At 51.7% G+C, this 17,146-nt stretch carries 13 protein-coding genes and 2 pseudogenes; 10 read left to right on the top strand and 5 right to left on the bottom strand.

Going from position 1 to position 17,146, the window contains the following annotated elements:
- The first annotated feature begins 84 nt into the window (after nt 1-84).
- Nucleotides 85-457: pseudogene (locus GN241_13575) on the top strand (multifunctional 2',3'-cyclic-nucleotide 2'-phosphodiesterase/5'-nucleotidase/3'-nucleotidase).
- A gap of 68 nt (nt 458-525) precedes the next feature.
- Nucleotides 526-1,504: pseudogene (locus tag GN241_13570) on the top strand (IS5 family transposase).
- 422 nt (nt 1,505-1,926) lie between these two features.
- Here GN241_13570 and GN241_13565 read toward each other — a convergent pair.
- Entirely contained in the window at nt 1,927-3,222 is a 1,296-nt protein-coding gene (locus GN241_13565; GenBank protein XAT58294.1) for a serine hydroxymethyltransferase, read from the bottom strand.
- A 169-nt stretch (nt 3,223-3,391) separates the two neighbouring features.
- Between GN241_13565 and GN241_13560 the strand changes: the two genes are divergently transcribed.
- Nucleotides 3,392-4,153 (top strand): NAD kinase, encoded by a 762-nt coding sequence (locus GN241_13560; protein ID XAT58293.1) that lies wholly within the window; start codon nt 3,392-3,394, stop codon nt 4,151-4,153.
- Here the strand turns inward: GN241_13560 and GN241_13555 are convergent.
- From GN241_13555 to GN241_13545, 3 genes are all read right to left on the bottom strand, one after another.
- Nucleotides 4,150-5,586: an amidase gene (locus GN241_13555; GenBank protein ID XAT58292.1), complete on the bottom strand. Its 1,437-nt coding sequence runs from the start codon at nt 5,584-5,586 to the stop codon at nt 4,150-4,152. The genes GN241_13560 and GN241_13555 overlap by 4 nt on opposite strands.
- 120 nt (nt 5,587-5,706) lie before the next feature.
- Nucleotides 5,707-7,596, bottom strand: a complete 1,890-nt coding sequence (locus GN241_13550) for an AMP-binding protein (GenBank protein XAT58291.1) — start codon at nt 7,594-7,596, stop codon at nt 5,707-5,709.
- A gap of 123 nt (nt 7,597-7,719) precedes the next feature.
- Nucleotides 7,720-9,087 (bottom strand): diguanylate cyclase, encoded by a 1,368-nt coding sequence (locus GN241_13545; protein ID XAT58290.1) that lies wholly within the window; start codon nt 9,085-9,087, stop codon nt 7,720-7,722.
- 91 nt (nt 9,088-9,178) lie between these two features.
- On the opposite strand from GN241_13545, the gene GN241_13540 reads away from it, so the two are divergent.
- The 7 genes from GN241_13540 (at nt 9,179) to ade (ending at nt 15,977) form a co-directional block, all read left to right on the top strand.
- Entirely contained in the window at nt 9,179-9,457 is a 279-nt protein-coding gene (locus GN241_13540; protein ID XAT58289.1) for a DUF3572 family protein, read from the top strand.
- Between the two features lie 53 nt (nt 9,458-9,510).
- Nucleotides 9,511-10,206, top strand: coding sequence for an HAD-IA family hydrolase (locus GN241_13535; protein XAT58288.1), 696 nt, complete (start codon nt 9,511-9,513; stop codon nt 10,204-10,206).
- A 111-nt stretch (nt 10,207-10,317) separates the two neighbouring features.
- Complete coding sequence (locus tag GN241_13530) at nt 10,318-11,877, top strand: methyltransferase (protein XAT58287.1); 1,560 nt, start codon at nt 10,318-10,320, stop codon at nt 11,875-11,877.
- A gap of 98 nt (nt 11,878-11,975) precedes the next feature.
- Nucleotides 11,976-12,581, top strand: coding sequence for a heme NO-binding protein (locus GN241_13525; GenBank protein ID XAT58286.1), 606 nt, complete (start codon nt 11,976-11,978; stop codon nt 12,579-12,581).
- A 5-nt stretch (nt 12,582-12,586) separates the two neighbouring features.
- The gene (locus GN241_13520) at nt 12,587-13,540 is read left to right on the top strand and encodes a diguanylate cyclase (protein XAT58285.1); all 954 of its coding nucleotides are present in this window, start codon (nt 12,587-12,589) and stop codon (nt 13,538-13,540) included.
- A 170-nt stretch (nt 13,541-13,710) separates the two neighbouring features.
- Nucleotides 13,711-13,920: a hypothetical protein gene (locus GN241_13515; GenBank protein XAT58284.1), complete on the top strand. Its 210-nt coding sequence runs from the start codon at nt 13,711-13,713 to the stop codon at nt 13,918-13,920.
- Between the two features lie 257 nt (nt 13,921-14,177).
- Nucleotides 14,178-15,977: an adenine deaminase gene (gene ade, locus GN241_13510; protein XAT58283.1), complete on the top strand. Its 1,800-nt coding sequence runs from the start codon at nt 14,178-14,180 to the stop codon at nt 15,975-15,977.
- Here ade and GN241_13505 read toward each other — a convergent pair whose 3' ends face one another.
- Nucleotides 15,978-16,865 (bottom strand): LysR family transcriptional regulator, encoded by an 888-nt coding sequence (locus GN241_13505; protein ID XAT58282.1) that lies wholly within the window; start codon nt 16,863-16,865, stop codon nt 15,978-15,980.
- Nucleotides 16,866-17,146 lie beyond the last annotated feature (281 nt).

Genomic DNA, 17,146 nt, shown 5'->3' with positions numbered 1-17,146 from the left:
CCTCACGCCAGCAGCGATGCATTTTCAATTGAAATTGATGGCCTATCCGTGATCTCTGCGCCTTTCATAGGAGAGATAATTCCGATGTTCCATAGATTTATTATACTATTGGGCCTATGCAGTTTATGGCGCGGGCCCGCGCAGGCAGATTTCAGCCTGACCGTGTTGCACACCAATGATTTTCACGTGTGTTTTGAGCCGATTAGTGAATATCAGGGCGGTTGCAGCGCTGAAGATAACCGCGAGGGAAAATGTTTTGGAGGCTCGGCGCGTTTGGTGAACGCCATTGCCGAGGCGCGCGCGGGCGCAAAACAGCATTTTGGTTGACGGGGATGATCAGTTGCTAGGGAGTTTGTTTTGTACCAATTTCAAGGGTAAATTGGCGGCCGAGCTGATGAATAAGCAGAGATATGATGGCATGAGCCTGAGCAATCATGAATTTGATAACGCCCCAGAAAGGCCTTGCTGCACGGATCCCCGCCTTACTGTTAGGATGCGGCTTTCCTAATTTATCGGATATCGTGGATGCCGTATAAATTCAACGACGCCCGTCGTCACAAGTTCGAGAAGAAGCGGTATAGGATCAGCAACTGGGCTGTCTATAATGAAAGCCTGCGTCAGCGCGGGGATATGACGGTCTGGCTGAGGTTCGCAGGTGGAGGCTTTGTGGCGCGCAGAGCGCCGCAAGATAAGGGGTGGTCAGCCGACTTATTCTGATCTGGCAATCGCGGTTTGTTTGACATTTGGCATGGTTTACAAGCCACCGCTGCGCCAAACTGAAAGCTTTGTACGCAGCCTCTTCAGGCTCATGGGGTGGATATTCGTGCGCCTGATTTCCCGACCTTTTCGCGCCGAGTTTTTGGACTGGATTTGCCACTGAAATCACCTTCCGACAAGGCTGGCCCGATCCAACTTGTGATAGACAGTGCTGGCCTGAAGATATTTGGTTAAGGCGAGTGGCTGCAAAGCAAGTATAAAACAAAAGCCAAACGCAAATCATGGCGCAAGTCGCATCTTGGGCTCTATCTTGTCACGGGCGAGATCGTGTGTTCAGATTTGACCAGTGATGGTGTGGCTGATCCGACTGCTTTACCAGAGCTTCTGGATCAGATTGACGGGGATGTGAGCCACTTTATTGTTGATGAGGCCTATGACGGCGACCCCACCAGCGAGCTGCTCGTCAAGCTTTTTGGGGTTGATGTCGAGATCACTATTCCGCCGCCAAAAGCCGTAGTTCTCAGCGCCGAAGCTGCGAGTAATCCAACCCTTCGCCACCAGCGCATTTTGCGCAATATGCACTGGCGGGAGGATGGCCTCGCAGGTAAGCCGCGGATATAATCAGCGCAGCCGCGCAGAAACGCAAAAGGGCCGCTGGAAGATGGTCATCGGCCCTAAACTGAAAGCGTGCAGTTTTCCAAACCAAAAGACAGAAGCCAAGATCTGCACCCACATCCTCAACAAAATGACCGGACTTGGCCGCGCCAAGTTCGACGTCGTCGCTTGAGCAAATCTAAGGGTAGGGGCAGGCTCGGCCCGTTAACATATCAGTGTAACACGGCCAAGAAATATGTTGATGAACTTTCTAAAGTGGTATCTGCAGTCGGGAATAATTTTAATTAAATTTCTTATTCTCGTTTAGGGGATAAATTTGATTATTATGCCAATAATTGTATTGGCTACTATCATACATTTTTTAGGCATGAAGATAGGTGGTCAAATAATAGTAAATGTTCCGAGGGCCGCAAAACGCCTATGATTTGGCCCCGATCAGGCGAATGAATTGGCCGCCTTTATGGTGGCAGCTCCAGATTATAGCTGCAACGCTGAAGGCCGCACTGACTTCAAATAGATCCTTGTAAACAGCTTCGGGCGGACGTTTTCCAACGCCCGCCCGAAAAATTCTTAGCCTTTTTTATGCGGCTGTGCCTACAGGTTCTGATAGACGGGAAACCCTGCGCAGAGCGCTTTCACTTCCGCTTTGACCTTGTTTTCAACTGCGCTATTGCCCTCTTCACCATGGGCGGCAAGCCCGTCAACAACTTCAACGATCCAATCGGCGATTTGCCGGAATTCAGCCTCTTTAAAGCCGCGGGTTGTTGCCGCGGGCGATCCCAGACGGATACCTGAGGTGATGGCTGGCTTTTCCGGATCAAACGGCACGCCATTTTTGTTGCAGGTGATATGCGCCCGCTCCAAAGCTTTTTCCGTTGCATTTCCCTTCACGCCTTTGGGCCGCAAATCCACCAATAGAACATGCGTATCCGTGCCATGAGTTACGGTATCAAGCCCCCCTTTGATCAGCTGATCCGACATCGCTTGTGCGTTTTTAATCACCTGCTGGATATAGGTTTTGAATTCGGGGCGCAGGGCTTCGCCAAAGGCCACGGCTTTGGCTGCGATTACGTGCATCAAGGGCCCGCCCTGGATCCCGGGGAAGATCGCGCTGTTAAATTTTTTGGCCAGCGCTTCATCATTGGTTAAAATCATCCCGCCGCGTGGCCCGCGCAGCGTTTTATGGGTTGTTGTTGTGGCCACATGCGCGTGCGGGAAGGGCGAAGGATGCTCGCCCGCAGCCACCAAACCGGCAAAATGGGCCATATCCACGTGGAGATAAGCCCCGACCATATCCGCAATTTCCCGCATCCGTGCAAAATCTATTTGGCGCGGCACCGCGGATCCACCGGCGATCAGCAATTGTGGTTTATGTTCTTTGGCAAGTGCTTCCACTTGATCATAATCAATGCGGTTATCATCCTCGCGCACGCCATATTGCACTGCGTTGAACCATTTTCCAGATTGATTTGGGCGCGCGCCATGGGTCAAATGCCCACCCGCGTCTAGCGACATGCCAAGGATGGTATCTCCGGGTTTCAAAAGGGCCTGAAAAACCCCTTGATTGGCTTGGCTGCCCGAATTGGGCTGAACATTGGCAAAATCGCACGCGAATAATTCACACGCGCGCTCGATGGCAAGGTTTTCTGCGATATCGACGAATTGGCACCCGCCATAATACCTGCGGCCTGCATAGCCTTCTGCATATTTATTCGTCATGATGCTGCCTTGCGCTTCCATGACGGCAGCGGAGACGATGTTTTCTGACGCGATCAGTTCAATTTCATCGCGTTGCCGGCCCAATTCTGAGCGAATTGAGGAAAACACCTCAGGGTCGCGGCTAGCCAGCGTTTCTTGAAAAAAGTTTTGGTGTTGCTGTGGCGCATTCATGATTTCGCACTCCAGATTTGAATTAAACGGTCTAAGGCTCCTTAGATTAGTTTATATAGAACGGAAAGTGCGCAATTCGACCTTATTTTTACTCTGCGCGCCATGTCTGGTCTTTTTTGTCGCAGTATGCTTGTTATGAGGCTGCGTGCTTGCTTGGGATATTCTGTCAATGGATCACCGAATTGCCTTTACATCCAGCTCTTCAATTGCGGCTCAAACCGGATTTGAAAGGCTTGTAGAACGCTATGGCAACTGCGCCCCGCAAGCAGCAGATGTGATCGTTGCGCTTGGCGGCGATGGGTTTATGCTTCAAACGCTTCACGCATCGCAGAAGTTTGGCTTGCCGGTCTATGGTATGAACAGGGGCACGGTTGGGTTTTTGATGAACCCCTATCAAGAAGACGATTTGCTGGCGCGTATCACAGCGGCAGAAGAAACCGCGATCAATCCGTTGCGCATGCAAGCCACAGATAGCGCGGGGGCAGAGCATATCGCTCTGGCTATTAATGAGGTTTCATTGCTGCGCGCTGGGCCTCAGGCGGCAAAATTGCGCATCTCGGTGGATGGCCGGATTAGAATTGATGAATTGGTCTGTGATGGGGCGCTTTTGGCAACGCCGGCCGGATCAACCGCGTATAATTATTCTGCGCATGGTCCAATCTTGCCGATCGGCGCGGATGTTTTGGCGATGACGGCGCTGAACGCGTTTCGGCCGCGGCGCTGGCGCGGGGCGTTGCTCCCCAAGAAAGCCCATGTTCGATTTGAAGTATTGGATCCAGAAAAACGCCCCGTTATGGCCGATGCTGACAGCACGTCAATTTCCAACGTGGCGATCGTCGATATCACCTCTGAAGAGCATGTGCAGCATCGGTTGCTATTTGATCCTGGCCACGGGCTGGATGAGCGTTTGCTGCAAGAACAATTCGTTTAAGACGCGCCCATCCGCTGCCATAAATCATCGCAGAGATGGCCCAAACGCGCTTCGATATCCTGCAAAGCCGCCACGCAAAGGTCTTCGCGCCAGCGCTGCGCAATCAGTTGAACATTGATCGGATAGGGCTGTCCTTTTATTTCTGCCAAACCCGCGGGCAGGCAGCCGGATGGATGGCCGATGAAATTGATAGAATATGACCAAAGCGCGGCGCCCAATACGTCGGAAACACCGGCAAGCCCCTCACAATCGCGATTTGGCGCAAAAAACGGCTGTGGTAAAAACGGCGCTAGTATCAGCGGATATTTTTCCATGAATAGGCCCCATTGGCGCGCATAATGCGTGCGCTGCCCCAAGGTTTTTAGAAGCGCATCGCCCTCAAAGGGGGGAAAATAGTCAAAGTAATCCTTAAATATTTGTTGAACTTGGGGCGATCCATAAGCCTTTATATCAGCACCAAGCAAGGTTGAGACTTCGCCCAATAAGCTGCGATAGCCCATCAGCGCAGTTTCCTCCAGCAGCGGCGGATCCGTCTGTTCCACGATATAACCGGCATCTCTTAACGCCGCCGCAGCATTATCAAGGCCTTTGCGGATTTCTGGGTGGGTTTCAAAACCCGGTGTGTCGGTGCAAAAGGCTACGCGCACAGGTCCATTATGCTTGGCCAAGCGATAGGGCAGGGGCACATGAAAAGGATCTCCACCATGGGACTGCATCAAGCTTGGCATTGCCAAATCAAGATCGCCGGCGCGCCGCGCGAGCAGACCTTGGACCGACATGGCTTGCGCCAGAATGCCACGTTCTTCTTTTTGGCTGGCATTCCAAGCGGGCACCCGCCCCAATCCTGGCTTTAAGGTCACGGCGCCATTGGCAGCGGCTGGAAAGCGCAGTGAACCTCCAATATCATTGCCATGCGCAAGCGCGCCAATCCCAGCCATCACCGCAGCCCCTGCGCCGCCGGACGAGCCTCCTGCTGATAAATGCTTGCCCCATGGATTATGCGTGCGCCCAAAAAGGGGGTTTTGCGTATCGGCGCGAAATGAAAATTCGGGGGTGTTGGTGCGCCCAATAATCACCGCGCCCGCTTTCCTAAGGTTTTCAACCACGGGGGCATCTGCCTGCGCTATAATATCTTTAAACGCCACAACGCCATTGCTTGTGGCGCAGCCTTCCTGATCAATATTGATCTTTATGGTCACCGGCACCCCGTGGAGCGGCCCCAAAGATCCGCCGTCCGCTTGCAGTTGATCCAGCGCTTTTGCTTGTTTTAGGGCGGTTTCCGCCAAAGGCTCTACCACCGCGTTTAAGTTCGGATTTACTGCGTCTAGGCGCGCCAAGGCTGCGCCCACGCTGTCATGCGCAGATAGGTCTCGCTTTCGAATAAAGGATGCGGTTTCTTGGGCTGACAGCTTCCAAATATCCGACATGCTCATATGCCTCAGCCTTTTCGTATACGCGCAAAACAAATGCAGGCTACACGTGCAAGCCGAATAAACAAGTTAAAACGCAGCCCCTTTAGGGAAGAACGCCGCTGCCATGATGACGCCGCATCTTTATTGAGCATACCCCAAAGCTTGCAGCGCCGCTTTGATTTCATCCAAAATCACCGGATCATCAATCGTTGCGGGCAATTTGAACGCTTCATTATCGGCGATTTTGACCATGGTTGCGCGTAAAATTTTGCCAGATCGGGTTTTGGGAAGCCGGTCAACGACAGCGGCTGTTTTGAACGCAGCGACCGGACCGATTTTATCGCGGATCATTTGAACGCATTCACGGGTGATCTCGCTATGCGGGCGGTTGACGCCCTTGGTCAGGCAGACAAATCCAATCGGCAATTGGCCTTTGAGCGCGTCGCTGGCCCCAATAACCGCGCATTCAGCGACATCGGGATGATTTGCCAGAACCTCTTCCATGGCGCCGGTTGAAAGGCGATGGCCCGCCACGTTAATCACATCATCTGTGCGCGCCATAATGTATAAATAACCGTCTTCATCAACCATGCCGGCATCACCGGTTTCGTAATATCCCGGGAAAGCAGCGAGGTATGATTTTTCGAACCGCTCGGGCGCGTTCCACAGCGTGGGTAATGTTCCAGGCGGCAGGGGCAATTTAATCGCGATCGCGCCCAACGTATTGACCGGCATTTGCTGGCCTGTTTCATCCAGTATTTGCACATCATACCCCGGCATTGCCACAGCCGGGCTGCCCAGCTTTATCTCAAGCGGCTCTACGCCCATTGGATTACCGGCGATGGTCCAGCCTGTTTCCGTTTGCCACCAGTGATCGATCACCGGAACGCCGAGCAGATCATGCGCCCAATTTATCGTATCTGGATCAGCCCGTTCACCGGCCAAATAGAGCGCTTGCAAACAACTCAGATCATAGGCGGCTTTAAACTCTCCTTTCGGGTCTTCACGCTTAATGGCCCGAAACGCGGTTGGCGCGGTGAAAAAGCTGCGCACGTTATGTTCTGAAATAACCCGCCAAAAGGTTCCGGCATCGGGGGTGCCGATCGGTTTGCCTTCAAAGATGAGTGTGGTGTTGCCATGGATCAGGGGCGCGTAACAAATATAGCTATGCCCGACCACCCAGCCAACATCCGACGCGGCCCAGAATACATCGCCCGGGTCCACATTGTAAATATTCTTCATCGACCAGTTCAGAGCCACCAAATGCCCCGCGGTTGGCCGAACCACCCCTTTTGGGGCACCTGTCGTGCCTGATGTGTAAAGGATATAGGCCGGGTGATTGCCCTCAACGGGAATGCAATCGGCCGGCTCTACGCCGCGCTGGCTTTCGAACCAATCATGGTCGCGCCCCTCTAGCAGCTCGGCTTTTAACTGTTCACGCTGTAAGATTAAAACCGTTTCGGGCTTGTGCTGCGCAATTTCGACCGCTTCGTCGATAAGTGGTTTATACGCGATGATGCGCCCGGGCTCTATGCCGCAAGAGGCGGCCAAAATGGCTTTGGGCTGCGCATCATCGATCCGCACGGCCAATTCATTCGCGGCAAAGCCTCCAAACACAACCGAATGGATCGCGCCGATCCGCGCGCAGGCCAGCATCGCAATAACGGCTTCTGGAACCATCGGCATATAGATGATGACCCGATCGCCTTTTGTAACGCCTTTGGCCAATAATGCGCCCGCCAAAAGCGCCGTTTTATCGCGCAATTGCTGAAAGGTGGTAAAATCCTTTGCCCCCGTAATTGGGCTGTCATAAATCAAAGCGGTTTGCGCGGCGCGGCCGTTTTCAACATGTCGGTCAACCGCGTTGTAACAGGTGTTTACCAGGCTATCTGTGTACCATTCATAAAGAGGGGCCCGGCTTGCATCCAGCGCGAAGCTGGGAGGGCGGTCCCAGTCAATCGCCTGCGCGGCCTCCATCCAGAAGGTTTCGGGGTCTGATTTCCAGCTGTTGTAAACGTCTGCGTATCCCATAATGCCGCCTCTTCTTGATTAGGAGCTTCAAGCGCCTTTGCGCGGCGCGATCTAATCGTCAAAGCCTTTGGCCTTCAAGGGATATCTGCCATGGAAGCGAAAAAATGCGATCTTCTGAGATTTCTAAGCAGCTTGTTCAGAAAAGTATGATACGCGGTTTCGCCCTAGAGCCTTAGCGCGGTAAAGTGCCCGATCTGCCTGTTTCAGCAATTCCTGTGCGGTCAGGTGCGCATGGGTTTGGGCCGCATTATACCTTAAACTCACGCCAATACTGGCGGTTATTTCAATTAAATCAGGCCCGATTTTGAGGTGGCGGATCATCGTACAAACCCGCTCTGCGATATTCCCCGCTATTTGCGCCGAGGCGTCGGGCAACACAACTAGAAATTCTTCTCCGCCAATGCGCGCAACCATGTCAGAGGCGCGCGTGACATGTTGCAGCAGCTTTGCAACGCGGCGCAAAACTTGATCGCCCGCCGCATGGCCATAGGTATCATTGACACGTTTGAAAAAATCTAGGTCAAGCACGAATAAAGCAAGAGCGGTTTGTCCTTGCGTGGCGCGCTGAAACTGGTGACATAAATGGGTCATCGCGTAGCGCCGATTATAAAGCCCCGTTAAGGGATCGGTGACCGCGGCTTTAAACCCTTCTTGGACCATCGCGCGCAACTGATCGTTGACCCGTTTATGTTCTAATTGGGTGGCGATGCGATGGGCAATTTCTGCGCTTGAAAACGTTGAGAAAAGCACATCATCTGCACCCAGATCCAGAGCGGCAAGCGTTGTTGCCGTTTCGACGCCCGCGCTGGCAAGAATAATTGCCGCATGGCGCGTAAGATCATGCGTGCGCATGCTGAGCAGCAAATTATGCGCAATCAACTGGTTTTGCGAGATGTCGAGCAAGATATAGCACAGGTTAGAGGGTCTTTTTTGATCCTTAAGAAACAAAGCGGCAGGCGTGGTAATTTCAAGCGAATACTCCTTTAAAGCGTGAAACCTATCGAGCATGGGATGGGTTTGATCATGGTGAATTTGGATCACTGCGCATTTTGGTTTTGATTGAAAGACGGCTTTGGCTTCGTGAAACCCCAACGCACGATTTGTGTCTGCGCGCAGCGCAAATTCTTGGCGCGCGCGCCGGCGACGGAGCAAGCTGCGCAACCTTGATAAGAGCGCCTTTCCCGTGATCGGACGTTGCAAAATTTCATCTGCACCTGCGCGTAAAAATTGCATCCTGCAGCTGCCGTTTTGAGCCTCTAAAACAACAATTATTGGCATTTTTTGATTTGGTATTATTGTGCTGAGTTGATGCAATAAACGGGGAGATTCCCCTAAAATGATAAGGCAATCCCAAATTCGATGGGGCGCATAGCTTTCAAATTCGGTTTGAGATGATGCTGTGGTGACATGATACAAGGCATCGCGCAAAATCTGCCCAACCGGCAGTTGAGCCTTGGTTTTTGGGCTGTAAAGCAGAAGATGTCCTGACATGGCAATGGCAATTTCTAAAGCTTGTTATAATTTGAGTATAATTTTATAGATTTGTGTTAATAAATCATTTCCCCCAAACACGGATCTTGTCATGACACCGCATTCGGCAGAAATTTTTGCGTTAGAGGCTTTGGCTTGGATGGCGCAGGATGAGGATGTTTTATCGCTTTTCCTCAATGCCAGTGGCAGCTCGCTTGCTGATTTGAAAGCGCAAGCACAGTCTTCCGAGTTTTTGCTGGCGGTTCTTGACTTTATATTGCTGGAAGATCATTGGGTGTTGGATTGTGCTGAAGCGTGTCACTGCGATCCAAATATGATTGCTCTGGCCCGGCAGGCCTTGCCCGGAGGCGCGATTGTGCATTGGACGTGAGCGGGATCGTTTTTTGTCTGTGGCCTTGAAACGCAAAAATATATGGAAGAGATTTGATGCGATTTGATGGTTTACTATTTGATAAAGATGGCACTTTATTTGATTTTCAAGCAACGTGGAGCGGCTGGTTTCTGAATGTTTTAGCGAAGCTTGGTCAGGGTGATTTAAGAAAACAAAAAAAGCTGGCGGAGGCGATTGATTTTGATCTCTCAGAACAGGCATTTTTCGCGCATAGCGTTGCAATAGCTGGCACCAACCAAGATTTGGTTGAGGCTTTAATTGGAGAGCTTGAGGGGATCAGCGAACAAGAGCTGGAAGATTTTTTAACGCAAGAAAGCTTAAAGGCCCCGGTTGTGGAAATTACGCCTTTGGTTGCGTTTTTCGATCTTTTACAGCTGAACGGGCTAAAACTAGGAGTGATGACCAATGATGCAGAAGCCGGTGCTCGCGCCCATCTTGATGCCGTTGGCGTTGCTCAAAAACTGGATTTTATCGCGGGTTATGACAGTGGGTTTGGCGCCAAGCCATCAGCAGAGCCATTGCTTGCGTTTTGCGCATCGGTTGGCATTTTACCCAGCCATGTTGCGATGGTTGGTGATAGTACGCATGATTTAATCGCAGGAAAAGCGGCAGGTATGCATTGTATCGGCGTGCTGAGTGGTTTGGCAGATCAGCGGACCTTGCAAGCTTATGCGGATGTTGTTTTGCCGGATATCAGCCATATCCCAAGCTATTTGAACCTGCGCTGATCCGCTCGCCCCGACGGTTATTAAAAACGACGAAAAAGGTCGGTAACGGGCAGGTTTTACGTGCGATTCCGCCTTCTCGTGGTGGTGTAGTAGCTGTCTGCAGGAATCGAAATGTCAGGTCACTCGGAAAGGCGGAGGCGCGGCGGGGGCCGGGCTGGAAATGCAAAACGGCGGAGCTCTTCGAAGATCAACCAGATGCCCTGGCATTTGCCGGTCAATTGCGATCCGCCAATCGCGCCTTTAACGGATCAGGGTGTTGAGGCCATTCATGAAGGTGCGATGCGCATTCTGGAAGAAATCGGCATTGAGTTTCTGAACCCAGAAGCTTGCGCTATTTTGCAACAAGCGGGTTGCACGGTACGCGGCACAAACGTGCGGATGGACCGACACTTTGTGATGGATATGGTGTCCAAAGCGCCCAGCCAATGGACGATAACGCCGCGCAACCCTGATCGGAAATTGATCATTGGCGGCCGCTATATTTTATTTGGCAATGTTTCGTCGCCGCCCAATTATTGGGATATAAAGCTGAATGCAAAAGTGCCTGGGACGCGCGAAACCTGCCAAAATCTGATCAAACTCTGCCAATATTTTAACTGCATCCACTTTGTTGGCGGCTATCCGGTCGAGCCTGTGGACCTGCACGCCAGTACCCGGCATTTGGATGTGTTATACGATAAATTGACGCTCAGCGATAAAGTGGCGCATGCCTATTCCTTAGGGCAAGAACGGGTTGATGATGTAATGGAAATGGTGCGCCTTGCAGGCGGTTGGAGTGATGCCGAATTTGAGGCCAGTCCAAAAATGTATACGAACATCAATTCCACTTCTCCGCTCAAACATGATTTTCCGATGCTGGATGGGTGGATGCGGCTTGCGCGGCGCAATCAAGGGCTGGTGGTTACGCCTTTTACTTTGGCTGGTGCGATGGCGCCGGTGACCTTATCAGGGGCGGTGGCGCAATCGATCGCGGAAGCGTTATGCGCGGTAGCTTTAGCGCAATGGATTAGGCCTGGGGCTGCCTGTGCGCTTGGCACCTTTACCTCGAATGTGGATATGAAAACTGGCGCGCCGGCTTTTGGAACGCCCGAATATATGCGGGCCACGCAGATGACCGGACAGATGGCGCGGTTCTATGGATTGCCCTTGCGCTCATCCGGGGTGTGCGCTGCCAATGTGCCGGATGGGCAGGCAATGTGGGAAACATCAAACAGCCTTTGGGCCGCGGTACAATCGGGCAGCAATATGGTCTATCATGCTGCTGGTTGGCTGGAGGGAGGCTTGATTGCTAGCCCAGAAAAGTTCTTGATGGATTGTGAAATACTTCAACAAATCCAACGCTATATGGATCCAGATTTGGTGGCAACGGGTGCGCAAGAGATTGCCCTAGATTCCATTAAGAGCGTTGGCAATGACGGCCATTTTTTTGGAACCGCCCATACGCAAGAGCGCTACAGTACCGCCTTTTACCAACCTTTCTTATCTGAATGGAGTAATTTTGAAGGTTGGGAGGCGTCGGGGGCGCTTTGGACGCCCGAGCGTGCACATGCGCTTTATCAACAAATCCTCGCGGAATTTGAGCCGCCTGCGCTTGAGATTTCACGGCGGGATGCATTGGCGGATTTTGTTGCGCGCCGCAAACGTGAAGGCGGTGCACCAACCGATTTTTAGCTCCCAGCAGCGGCCGGAATTCCGCCTGCAAAAAATATGCGCTGTAATGCCTGCAATTTTGTGCGGATTTGTTTACGATTTTCTAACCTAAGCAGGCCATGTTTGTTGGGGGAGAAGTTATCGTGCATGGGGTTGTGAACAAAGCGCTAGAGCGTTTTACAATTGATACATACGGGTTTGGGTTGTGGCAAAAAGTTGTTTCTGCATGCCCGCATGCCGTGGCGTTTTATGAAGCCATGCTGTGCTATCCAGATCAGGATAGCTATGACCTTTTGAACCAGCTATCTCGAATTTTGAATAAACCAAACGCCGATATTCTTGAGGATATGGGAACTTATCTGGTGGTGCATCGAAACCAGGACGGGGTTCGCAGATTGTTACGGTTTGGTGGAGTTGATTTTCGCGATTTCTTATTTTCATTGAATGAGTTCAACGCCCGAATTGATCTTATCATGCCAGACTTAAACCTACCGCAAATCAACGTGGTGTGCGGAGCTAAAAATCAAATTTCAATAAGGCTTGCCCCATCATGGTCTGAATTCACCTATTTATGTATCGGTATTTTGCACGCCATGGCCGATGATTATGGTGCGCTGATACGTTTGGCACATTTCGCCGACACGGGTTCGGCGGTGATCCAGATAACGTTGGTCGATGACCGTTTCGCGGTGGCGCAGGGGTTTAAGTTGGCGGCGCGCGGGTAGGTCTAATGGATAATATTCTAAACATTCTTTGCCCTTGTCACCTAATCATCAATCGCGCTGGTGTGATTGAGCATGTAGCGCCGACGATGCATAAAATTCTCCAAAGTGAAACGGTGCGCGCGCAGCACGTGCTTGATCTTTTTTCGATTAAGCCGCGCAGCGGGCACTTGCGCGGCTGTTCGATGTTTGAATTGGATGGGCAAAAGTTTCACCTATCGTTGCGTCGCTTTCTGGATTTGCGGTGGAATGGGGTGGTGTTGCGATTGCAAGATCGGGACAGGGCAATAATCCCGATTTCCTTCGGTATGGCGTTGAAAGAAACTGCCGAGTGTTTTGAGTTGACCCATGCAGATTTTGGCCCCTCGGACCTAGCGGTTGATATGCTGTGTTTACTCGAGGCACAATCTGCGGTGCGCGCAGCGTCGCGTGCGGTCACTCAGCGCATAGAGGGGGCAAAGAAAAATGCAGAAATTGCAGCTCTGACAGATCCTTTGACGGGTTTGGGAAACCGTCGGAGCCTGATCGAAAGCTTGGCAAGCTTTGCGCGCCAAAATATATCATTTGGGATCATACAGCTTGATCTGGATCATTTTAAAACGGTCAATGATCAGCTTGGGCATCCGTTTGGAGATCGGGTTTTGGTAGAGCTGAGCAATATTTTGCGCCAAGAAATCAGGGCGCATGATGTGGCGGTTCGGTTGGGGGGAGATGAATTTATATTGCTCATAACGGGTACGAATGATCCGAGCGAGTTGTTGGGCTTGGCTGAGCGCCTTCTTGCGAGATTGAAACCTCCTTTGACCATTCAAACCCACAAAGTTCAGCTTGGCCTCAGCATGGGGGGACGGATCGTCGAGGCAGCGGAACGTTGGTCAATGATCGATATTTTGCAAGCTGTTGATCAGGCGCTTTACCACTCAAAGCGTCGGGGCAAAGGACGGTTCACGTTTTGCAGCTGAGGTCCGGTTTCTGCGTATGTGTTGTCGCCCGCTGAGATCAATGTGCTGATTTAAAACAAAAATAAGCATTTAATCTTTTAATTTTTTTTAATTAATTAAATTTTTTTAAATTTATTTTACTCATGATGTTGTTTAGTCAGAAGAACTGTCAAATAATTATGAGGTCAAAAATGTCGGATAAACAATATGAGACGCAATACGGCGCGGTCGTTCAAATGTGCTCGATAATGACCTCAAACCTTGAGCAATCCTTTTTTGATTATGGGAGTGAGCGCGGCTGGTTTAATGCCACTGGCGGGTTGACATCCGATGGACGACTGCTGGCGCATGAGCTCGCAAGTCAGAGCCAAACGCGCACAGCGTTTCGCGCGATGGGCTAGTGACATCTGCACATCACCTGCTCGACGCAGGTGAGCAGGCTTCATGAGATTTTTTTGATCTGTAAGTTTATCAGCCGCCAATGCTCTGCATTTCGGCTGATACCGTGCACTGAGAGGATAACTCTGATCGTTGCCCCGCACCCGTACCGCTGGATGGTTTGCGTTCCGCTGAATAGGTGCTTCGACTTGGCAAAAATCTTTACAGACTGCAAATAGCCCCATACCGTTGCGATCAGAGATCAGGCAAGGAGGTGACTGTGGCTAAGGGTGAATTTGCATCTTGGGCAGATAGCGCTGCAGATTTGGTTGCTGTCGCTGCCGGGCGATCGCCCGCGGATTTGGTCGTTCAAAACAGCCGGTTGGTCAATGTTCAGTCGCGCGAGGTTCTTGAGGATTGGGACATTGCCGTCGTCAGAGGTAGGTTTGCCTATGTTGGACCGGATGCGCGCCATTGTATTGGCCCAAAAACGCAAATTATCGATGCGGGTGGTCGCTATCTTATTCCGGGCCTGTGCGACGGGCATATGCATATCGAAAGCGGCATGCTGATCCCGGCTGAATTTGCCGCGGCCGTTATCCCGCATGGCACGACCACGATGTTTACCGATCCGCATGAAATTGCCAATGTGCTGGGTCTGGCGGGGGTTCGGATGATGCATGATGAGGCGCTGTTGCAACCTATAAATATTTTCACGCAAATGCCCTCTTGCGCGCCGTCTGCGCCCGGGCTGGAAACCACCGGATTTGAAATTACGCCGCAAGATGTTGCTGAAGCGATGGGCTGGCCTGGCATAATAGGCCTTGGGGAAATGATGAATTATCCCGGCGTGATCGCTGGGGATGAAAAAATGCTGGCTGAAATGGCGGCCACGCAGGCGGCTGGAAAGGTGGTCGGAGGGCATTATGCCTCGCCCGATCTGGGCCCACCCTTTCATGCCTATGCCGCTGGTGGGGCTGGGGATGACCATGAAGGCACGCAAGAGGCTGACGCGGTTTTACGCGCCCGAATGGGGATGCGGGCTATGCTGCGATTGGGCTCGGCCTGGTATGATGTAGAGCGGCAAATAACCGCCATCACCGAACGCGGTTTAGATCCTAGAAATTTCATTTTATGCACCGATGATTGTCACTCGGAGACCTTGATTAATGAGGGGCATATGAATCGGGTGGTGCGCCACGCAATTGACTGTGGCTGCGAGCCTTTGATTGCATTGCAAATGGCGACGATAAATACCGCAACACATTTCGGGCTTGAACGCGAATTGGGCAGTATTGCTCCGGGCCGCCGGGCTGATTTTATCTTGTCATCCGATCTTGTGTCCTTGCCGATTGAGCTGGTTTTTGCGCGCGGCCAGAAACTTGCCGAACATGGTCAGCTTTTGACAGATTGTCCGCATTATGAATGGCCAGAGGGGGCCAAAAAAACGGTTAATCTTGCAAAAACCATGGGCGCTGCGGATTTTGAGATTGCAGCACCACCCAATCTGCTAGAGGCCCATGTGAAAGTTATTGGGGTGATCGAAAATCAGGCTCCGACTAAGGCGCTGAGCGCAAAATTACCAGTGATTGATGGGCTGGTCGAAGCCAATAAAGGGGTGTGCCAAATCGCTTTGGTCGAACGTCATCGTGCGACAGGGCGCGTCAGCCATGGGTTCGTGCAAGGCTTTGCTTATCAGGGTGATATGGCCATCGCTTCCAGCGTTGCCCATGACAGCCATCATATTATCGTGGTTGGCACCAATCGAGAGATGATGGCGCAGGCAGTTAACCGTCTGGGCGAGATTGGCGGCGGGGCTACGATTTGGCAGGATGGCGCAGAAATTGGGCAGGTTCATTTGCCGATTGCGGGGCTGATGTCTGATCGACCCGCGGCTGAGGTGGCTGCGGAAGCACAAACAATTTTAAGCGGCATGCAACGTTGTGGATGTACATTACACAACGCCTTTATGCAACATTCCCTATTGGCATTGGTCGTGATACCGGCGTTGCGGATTTCAGATCTTGGCTTGGTAGATGTAGATCAATTCGCGCTCACCGATCTGTTCATTTCTGAGTGATTATTGGCCTGCCTGCCCTTGTGAGTGGGCGCGGCCATGCTGTTGGCGCTCGTGAGATTGAATTTGAGCGATAGCGTTTTCAAGCCAGTGGAACTTTTCAACAGCTTGATCCGAGGCCAATAAAGATTTTTTCCTGTGAAACACGGGCGCATCCGGCACGATGAAAAGCGCGGCCTTATCCAAGTAACGTTGCGCCAATGAACGCGGCAAATAGGCCGAACCGGGGTTTTCAAGCAGATATTGAAGCGCCCACCAGGCGCTATCAAAATTCAGTCTTGCGATACCCGCATCGTGATAAAATTCGGCATGAACGCGGCGATATTCAGCGCCGTGATCCACAAAAATATAGTTAGGATCCCCTATCATTGGCGTGTTGCGGCGATCTGAACATAGAATAAGCTCTTCTGCGGGCAACGGGTAAAGCGTTTGAGAGGCGCGCGTAACGGCTTCGAACGTAACGATAATGTCTATGCTGCCCGTGGCGATCCATTCGGTGAGATCGCGGCCGCTGCCCTGCCTTGCGCTCATCGCTAGTTCGGGCTGTGTGCTGGTCGCATAGTGGAAAAAAGCCCGCCCCGCACCATGCCATAAATCGCGTTCGCATCCAAAACTGCAGGCAGAGGTAAGCCCTGCGGGCAGCCCCGTTTCATTTTTCGCTTGCCGCCATAGCCCCGTGATTGCGGGGGCGTATCGCATAAGTTTTGCCCCCGCCGGCGTGAGCGTCGCCCCCGATTTCTGACGGTTTATCAGCACTTGCCCCAGCTCTTCCTCAAGCGTTTTAAGCCGCGCGGTCACCGTGGATTGGGTGACGTTCAGTTTATCTGCGGCGCGCACCAAGCTTCCGGTTTCAAGAATTGCTAAGAAAGTTTGCAAGGAGGTCAGGTTCATGAGTAGCGTTAAGTTGCAAAATTCTGCGATTTACAAGTATAAATATCACTTTTTTGAATATTTAATAGGTTTACCCGGGCTATCCGTCCATGCCAGCGGCGCAAGTTGGGTGGTAAAAATATCAAAGGATGTCTTGAGATCTTGCTTTTGCCAATGGTGTTTCTGGGGCGGTTGATCTTTATGTTTCAAGGGCTCTGACTGGATGTTTAGCTGCGATTTTAAGCGTAGCTTATGCTTTGGCGACGGCCGGTTTTACCCCTTTTTGCAAAGGTTTGGAGCTG

Source organism: Rhodobacteraceae bacterium IMCC1335 (assembly GCA_039640495.1).
Lineage (GTDB): Bacteria > Pseudomonadota > Alphaproteobacteria > Rhodobacterales > Rhodobacteraceae > Thalassovivens.
This window is presented reverse-complemented; position numbering and strand designations above follow the sequence as displayed.

Bases quoted from the DNA above. Each gene is read 5' to 3' on its own strand.
- GN241_13565 (XAT58294.1), bottom strand. From the start codon at position 3,222: ATGAATGCGCCACAGCAACACCAAAACTTTTTTCAAGAAACGCTGGCT.
- GN241_13560 (XAT58293.1), top strand. From the start codon at position 3,392: ATGGATCACCGAATTGCCTTTACATCCAGCTCTTCAATTGCGGCTCAA.
- GN241_13555 (XAT58292.1), bottom strand. From the start codon at position 5,586: ATGAGCATGTCGGATATTTGGAAGCTGTCAGCCCAAGAAACCGCATCC.
- GN241_13550 (XAT58291.1), bottom strand. From the start codon at position 7,596: ATGGGATACGCAGACGTTTACAACAGCTGGAAATCAGACCCCGAAACC.
- GN241_13545 (XAT58290.1), bottom strand. From the start codon at position 9,087: ATGTCAGGACATCTTCTGCTTTACAGCCCAAAAACCAAGGCTCAACTG.
- GN241_13540 (XAT58289.1), top strand. From the start codon at position 9,179: ATGACACCGCATTCGGCAGAAATTTTTGCGTTAGAGGCTTTGGCTTGG.
- GN241_13530 (XAT58287.1), top strand. From the start codon at position 10,318: ATGTCAGGTCACTCGGAAAGGCGGAGGCGCGGCGGGGGCCGGGCTGGA.
- GN241_13525 (XAT58286.1), top strand. From the start codon at position 11,976: ATGTTTGTTGGGGGAGAAGTTATCGTGCATGGGGTTGTGAACAAAGCG.
- GN241_13520 (XAT58285.1), top strand. From the start codon at position 12,587: ATGGATAATATTCTAAACATTCTTTGCCCTTGTCACCTAATCATCAAT.
- GN241_13515 (XAT58284.1), top strand. From the start codon at position 13,711: ATGTCGGATAAACAATATGAGACGCAATACGGCGCGGTCGTTCAAATG.
- GN241_13505 (XAT58282.1), bottom strand. From the start codon at position 16,865: ATGAACCTGACCTCCTTGCAAACTTTCTTAGCAATTCTTGAAACCGGA.